The sequence below is a fragment of the Pluralibacter gergoviae ATCC 33028 = NBRC 105706 genome (assembly GCF_001598855.1).
Lineage (GTDB): Bacteria > Pseudomonadota > Gammaproteobacteria > Enterobacterales > Enterobacteriaceae > Pluralibacter > Pluralibacter gergoviae.
In genome coordinates this window covers 129,019-135,018 of record NZ_BCZS01000015.1, presented here as the reverse complement: position 1 = coordinate 135,018, position 6,000 = coordinate 129,019, and the positions used below count along the sequence as shown (strand labels likewise).

Sequence of the window (6,000 nt, the reverse complement as noted above, 5' to 3'; positions counted from 1 at the left end):
CGTCATCACCCACCACTGGGGTCGTTAGCTCAGTTGGTAGAGCAGTTGACTTTTAATCAATTGGTCGCAGGTTCGAATCCTGCACGACCCACCAATTTTAACGTCTTACTCAGACGCTGAGGCTGGTGGTAACGAGTGAAGTTTCAGGCAGTACGCTAACGGGTCGTTAGCTCAGTTGGTAGAGCAGTTGACTTTTAATCAATTGGTCGCAGGTTCGAATCCTGCACGACCCACCAATCGTTAAGTGTGTGGCGATTGTAAAACGTGAAGGATAACGTTGCGTAAGCAACGGCCCGTAGGGCGAGGCGAAGCTGAGTCATCCTGCACGACCCACCATCTTCTTCGCAGATTTTCGCGACGCGGTTACCTGAACAAAAAGAGTAGTAAACTCCCGTAAGGGGTCGTTAGCTCAGTTGGTAGAGCAGTTGACTTTTAATCAATTGGTCGCAGGTTCGAATCCTGCACGACCCACCAATTTTAACGTCGCACTTAGACGTTAAACGTGAAGGATAACGTAGCGAAAGCAACGGCCCGAAGGGCGAGCGACGCGAGTCATCCTGCACGACCCACCAGTGTGAAAAGGCGCCCTAAAGGCGCCTTTTTGCTGTTCAGCATTCGCCAGGTCACACCGTAGCAGCGCGATTAATCTCCGGCGCGAGGATCCACTCGGCGCTGTCGTTCCAGACATCCATTTTAACGATTTTTCCTTCCCGGACTTCAAAGCGATCCAGGTAGCGGTTGCCGGCGAACGGGCGGCCATCGGGCCACTCGCCGTAGAGCGTGCCATTTGAGTACACCACCACGCAATCGCCGCGATCCGCGCAGTCATATTCGCCAATGGATTTCTTTACCCATTTATAGCGCGACCCGTTAAACGCCGTAATGTCCTTCGCACCGGCGAACTCACGTCCGCCGGTAAAGGTGATTTTTACTTCAGGATGCATAAAGGTGGCCGCCAGCGCGGCATCCTTTGCCATCGAGGCGGCAAGGAACCGGCTTACCACCTCAACGGCCTTCTCACTACTGGACATAAGCTCTCCTTTTCGACTTGTGCACATTTTGCGGTGCAGGGCACCACAATAGCGCGATGTATTTCATAAAACGGCGCACAGACGTCGATTTTGAGCAATTAAGAATGAGATATTTATACCGACCCGCGCGCCGGCAGTTCAGAACAGTTTCCCGCGCAAAATTCACACGACATTTAGCCCAACTTTCGCTATCCTGTTTAGTATATAAAACATCGTTGCCATTGATGCGGCTTTTGAAAGCCTGCGAGCAGCGAAAATGTTAAGCCAGTCAAACGAGAAGCGATGATGAGCCTGATGTTCGATCCTGAAGCCGCAATTTACCCCTTTCCGCCGAAGCCGCTGCCGCTGAGCCTCGACGAAAAGCAGTTCTACCGTGAGAAAATCAAGCGCCTGCTCAAAGAGCGCGATGCAGTGATGGTCGCCCACTACTATACCGATCCGGAAATCCAGCAGCTGGCGGAAGAGACCGGCGGCTGCATCTCCGATTCGCTGGAGATGGCCCGCTTCGGCGCGAAGCACGCTGCCTCGACGCTGCTGGTGGCCGGGGTGCGCTTTATGGGCGAAACCGCCAGGATCCTCAGCCCGGAAAAGACCATTCTGATGCCGACCCTCAACGCCGAGTGCTCGCTGGATCTCGGCTGCCCGAGCGAAGCCTTCAACGCCTTCTGCGACGCCCATCCGGACAGAACCGTTGTAGTCTACGCCAACACCTCGGCGGCGGTGAAAGCCCGTGCCGACTGGGTGGTGACCTCCAGCATTGCCGTAGAGCTGATTGAGCACCTCGACAGCCTCGGTGAGAAAATTATCTGGGCGCCGGACCGCCACCTCGGCCGCTACGTACAGAAACAGACCGGCGCGGATGTGCTCTGCTGGCAGGGCGCCTGCATCGTGCACGACGAGTTTAAAACCCAGGCTCTGGGCCGCATGAAGGGACTCTACCCTGACGCCGCCGTGCTGGTGCATCCGGAGTCGCCGCAGGCGATCGTCGACATGGCCGACGCCGTGGGCTCCACCAGCCAGCTGATCGCGGCGGCAAAAACGCTGCCGCAGCAGCAGCTGATTGTCGCTACCGATCGGGGCATTTTTTACAAGATGCAGCAGGCGGTGCCGGAGAAAGAGCTGCTGGAGGCGCCGACGGCCGGAGAGGGCGCCACCTGCCGCAGCTGCGCCCACTGCCCGTGGATGGCGATGAACGGCCTGAAGGCGATAGCAGAAGGGCTGGAACACGGCGGCAGCGAGCATGAAATCCACGTTGACGCCGCATTGCGCGAGGGCGCGCTGAGGCCGCTCAACCGCATGCTGGATTTTGCAGCTACGCTTAGGCGATAGTAAGGCAAATTCCCGTCCACGACCCGGAGATAAAATGGACTTTTTCAGCACACAAAACATCCTGCTGCACATTCCCATCGGCGCGGGCGGCTACGACCTGTCATGGATCGAGGCGGTGGGCACCGTTGCCGGCCTGCTCTGCATCTGGCTTGCCAGCCTCGAAAAAATCAGTAATTACGCCTTCGGTCTGGTTAACGTCACGCTGTTTGCCATCATTTTCTTTCAGATCCAGCTGTACGCCAGCCTGCTGCTGCAGCTCTTTTTCTTCGCCGCCAACATTTACGGCTGGTACGCCTGGTCGCGTCAGACCAGCCAGCACGAGGCCGAACTGCAGATCCGCTGGCTGCCGCTGCCGAAGGCGCTCGCCTGGCTGGCGGTCTGCGCGGCGGCCATTGCGCTGATGACCCGCTTTATCGATCCGGTTTTCGCCTTCCTCACCCGCCTTGCCGTGACGCTGATGCAGGCCCTGGGGCTGAACGTGACGATGCCTGAGCTGCAGCCTGATGCTTTCCCGTTCTGGGATGCCTCCATGATGGTGCTGTCGATTGCGGCGATGATCCTGATGACCCGCAAGTACGTCGAGAACTGGCTGCTGTGGGTCGTTATCAACCTTATCAGCATTGCGATATTCGCCCTGCAGGGCGTTTATGCCATGGCGCTTGAGTACCTGCTGCTGACTTTTATTGCCCTGAACGGCTGCCGGATGTGGATGCGCAGCGCGCGGGAGAGAGGTTCCCGCGCGCTTGCCCGCTAGTGATGGTGGTGGTGATGGGCGTGCCCGCTCTGCGGATCGTTAATGGTGCACTCCGGGCCGCTGCAGGGCTGGTACTCCATCTGTACCGTTGCATGGGCTATCTGGTAGCGATGTGCCAGAAAGTGGTGGATCTGATCCAGCAGCGCATCGTGGTTGTGCGGAGGAATGACCTGCACGTGCAGCGTCATCATCGGCTTTTCGCCCACCAGCCAGACGTGGACGTGATGTACGTCGCGCACTTCGGGCAGTTCATGCCGCAGATCCCGCTTCAGCGCCGCCAGGTCCAGCGATCGCGGCGCGCCCTCCAGCAGCTCATTCACGCTCTCTTTCAGCAGCGCCCACGCGCTGCGCAGCACCAGGCAGGAAACGAGGACTGAGAGGATGGGGTCGATGGGCGTCCATCCGGTCCACAGGATCACCAGAGCGGCAACGATGGCGCCAACCGATCCCAGCAGATCGCCCAGCACGTGCAGCGCGGCTGCCCGCACATTCAGGTTCTTCTCCTCGCTGCCGCGGTGCAGGATCCAGAAGGACAGCAGGTTGGCTACCAGCCCGGCAACGGCGATAACGATCATCGTGCCGCCCGCGACGGGCTGAGGCGCGCGAAAGCGCTCGACGGCTTCCCAGACAATGAGCACCGTAATGATCACCAGGGCAATGGCGTTCACAAATGCCGCCAGAGTCGTCAGGCGGAGCCAGCCGAAGGTATGCTGTGCATTAGGAGGGCGATGCGCGAAATGGACGGCCAGCAGGGCAAACATCAGCGCGGCGGCGTCGGTAAGCATGTGGCCGGCATCGGCCAGGAGGGCCAGTGAGCCCGAGATAAGCCCGCCTGCGACTTCAATAATCATGAATCCGGCGGTGATAAGGAAAGCCAGTAAAAGACGACGACCGTTGCCGTCCCCGGCTGGAGCGTGAGAATGCGCCATACTCGTTCCCTGCAAAAAAGTGGAAAATAAACCTCTACATCATTGCAGATTCTGAGTCGCTGCGCTCAAAAAAAGGAGAGCCGGGCTCTCCTTCAGACCTTAAGGCACACGGCCGCTAATTAATTAGTGGTACCGTCGGTTTTACGATCGACATCGCTGGTGCCGTTGCCGCTCTGGACCTTTTTATTCATATCCGGACACTTACCGTCCTTACACATTGAATTCTTGTGGATGTCGTCCTTGCTTTTAGGGTCGGCCACTTCCGAGGTGGGATTCATACTGGATCCCGGGCCGGTATTGACATCTTTACCGTCCACCCCGTTGGGGGCAATATTCTGATGGGCGTCGGGGGCAACCTGCCCGGCATCCGCAGCGGCGTTAGCCTGTCCGGTATTTGCCGCCAGCGCCGCGCCGCTCAGGGTGGTCAGCGCAGCCGTGAGGAAAAGCGTCGCGAGTGGATTCATTTTCATCATCATACTCCTGTAGGTTATGGCGTCGTGATAACTGCTTCCAACAGTGTCCATCGCTGGCTGGATGACCGAATGCAGATGACAATACCGAAAAATATATTTTCAATGGATTGTAATATTGCATATGCCATCAAAAGCAGTGCTTTGATTTAAAAAGTGTAGTGCATATCCACTCTCGCGCACGATACAGCCAGTTTTTAAGCGATTTCCAGGAATAATCCAGATCGAGTGTAAAATCCGGTTTACACTTTCAGCCTGCCAAGATAGATTGAAGGGATTGCACTTCACTGGATAAATATGGCAACGCTGGAAAGATCATGAATTATCAGAACGACGATTTACGCATCAAAGAGATCAATGAGTTACTGCCTCCTGTCGCACTCCTTGAGAAATTCCCCGCCACCGAAAATGCCGCGAATACCGTCTCGCACGCGCGCAAGGCGATCCACAAGATCCTCAAGGGGCAGGACGATCGCCTGCTGGTGATCATCGGCCCATGCTCAATTCACGATCCCGTTGCCGCTAAAGAGTACGCTGCCCGCCTCTCCGCCCTGCGCGAAACCCTGAAGGGCGAGCTGGAGATTGTCATGCGCGTCTATTTCGAAAAGCCGCGCACCACCGTCGGCTGGAAAGGGCTGATTAACGATCCGCATATGGACAACAGCTTCCAGATCAACGACGGCCTGCGTATTGCCCGCAAGCTGCTGCTGGAGATCAACGACAGCGGCCTGCCGGCGGCGGGCGAATTCCTCGATATGATCACTCCGCAGTACGTCGCCGATCTGATGAGCTGGGGCGCCATCGGCGCGCGCACCACCGAATCCCAGGTGCACCGCGAGCTGGCCTCCGGTCTCTCCTGCCCGGTGGGCTTCAAAAACGGCACCGATGGCACCATCAAAGTGGCGATTGACGCCATCAACGCCGCCGGCGCGCCGCACTGCTTCCTCTCTGTTACCAAGTGGGGCCACTCCGCTATCGTCAACACCAGCGGCAACGGCGACTGCCACATTATCCTGCGCGGCGGCAAAGAGCCGAACTATAGCGCGCATCACGTGGCGATGGTCAAAGAGGGCCTGCACAAGGCGGGCCTGCCCGCGCAGGTGATGATTGACTTCAGCCACGCCAACTCCAGCAAGCAGTTCAAAAAACAGATGGACGTGGCGGCTGACGTTTGCGGCCAGATTGCCGGCGGCGAGAAAGCGATTACCGGCGTGATGATCGAAAGCCACCTGGTGGAAGGCAACCAGAGCCTGGAGAGCGGCGAGCCGCTGGTTTACGGCAAAAGCGTGACCGACGCCTGCATCGGCTGGGAAGACACCGAGGAGGTACTGCATCAGCTTGCGAATGCGGTGAAAGCGCGGCGCGGGTAAGTGACCGCCCTACAAGTGACCGGCCTCAGGGCCGGTTTTTTTGTCTCTGAAACGTCTAATCCTTAATGATTAGCAACCTAATCATGCGGAATGTTTTTGATCTTAAGCAGATATATC

At 57.5% G+C, this 6,000-nt stretch carries 6 protein-coding genes and 3 tRNA genes; 6 read left to right on the top strand and 3 right to left on the bottom strand.

What is annotated here, in order from left to right:
- Window positions 1-18: 18 nt before the first annotated feature.
- From ENGE1_RS16035 to ENGE1_RS16020, 3 genes are all read left to right on the top strand, one after another.
- Window positions 19-94 (top strand) — tRNA-Lys (locus ENGE1_RS16035).
- 66 nt (window positions 95-160) lie between these two features.
- A tRNA-Lys gene (locus ENGE1_RS16030) sits at window positions 161-236 on the top strand.
- Window positions 237-398: 162 nt separating this feature from the next.
- Window positions 399-474 (top strand) — tRNA-Lys (locus ENGE1_RS16020).
- Between the two features lie 149 nt (window positions 475-623).
- Here the strand turns inward: ENGE1_RS16020 and ENGE1_RS16010 are convergent.
- Window positions 624-1,031: a nuclear transport factor 2 family protein gene (locus ENGE1_RS16010; protein WP_043085119.1), complete on the bottom strand. Its 408-nt coding sequence runs from the start codon at window positions 1,029-1,031 to the stop codon at window positions 624-626.
- Between the two features lie 285 nt (window positions 1,032-1,316).
- Here ENGE1_RS16010 and nadA point away from each other — a divergent pair, with 285 nt between their 5' ends.
- Window positions 1,317-2,360, top strand: a complete 1,044-nt coding sequence (gene nadA / locus ENGE1_RS16005) for a quinolinate synthase NadA (RefSeq protein WP_045287136.1) — start codon at window positions 1,317-1,319, stop codon at window positions 2,358-2,360.
- A 34-nt stretch (window positions 2,361-2,394) separates the two neighbouring features.
- The gene (gene pnuC, locus ENGE1_RS16000) at window positions 2,395-3,114 is read left to right on the top strand and encodes a nicotinamide riboside transporter PnuC (RefSeq protein ID WP_045287012.1); all 720 of its coding nucleotides are present in this window, start codon (window positions 2,395-2,397) and stop codon (window positions 3,112-3,114) included.
- Here the strand turns inward: pnuC and zitB are convergent.
- Both zitB and ENGE1_RS15990 read right to left on the bottom strand, forming a co-directional pair.
- Window positions 3,111-4,043 (bottom strand): CDF family zinc transporter ZitB, encoded by a 933-nt coding sequence (gene zitB, locus ENGE1_RS15995; RefSeq protein ID WP_045287013.1) that lies wholly within the window; start codon window positions 4,041-4,043, stop codon window positions 3,111-3,113. The two genes, pnuC and zitB, sit on opposite strands and share 4 nt — an antisense overlap.
- Window positions 4,044-4,162: 119 nt before the next feature.
- Complete coding sequence (locus ENGE1_RS15990) at window positions 4,163-4,513, bottom strand: YbgS-like family protein (protein WP_043085115.1); 351 nt, start codon at window positions 4,511-4,513, stop codon at window positions 4,163-4,165.
- A gap of 317 nt (window positions 4,514-4,830) precedes the next feature.
- On the opposite strand from ENGE1_RS15990, the gene aroG reads away from it, so the two are divergent.
- Window positions 4,831-5,883 carry a 3-deoxy-7-phosphoheptulonate synthase AroG gene (gene aroG / locus ENGE1_RS15985; RefSeq protein WP_048253061.1) on the top strand — a complete coding sequence of 351 codons (1,053 nt, stop codon included), beginning with the start codon at window positions 4,831-4,833 and terminating at the stop codon, window positions 5,881-5,883.
- Window positions 5,884-6,000: the final 117 nt, after the last annotated feature.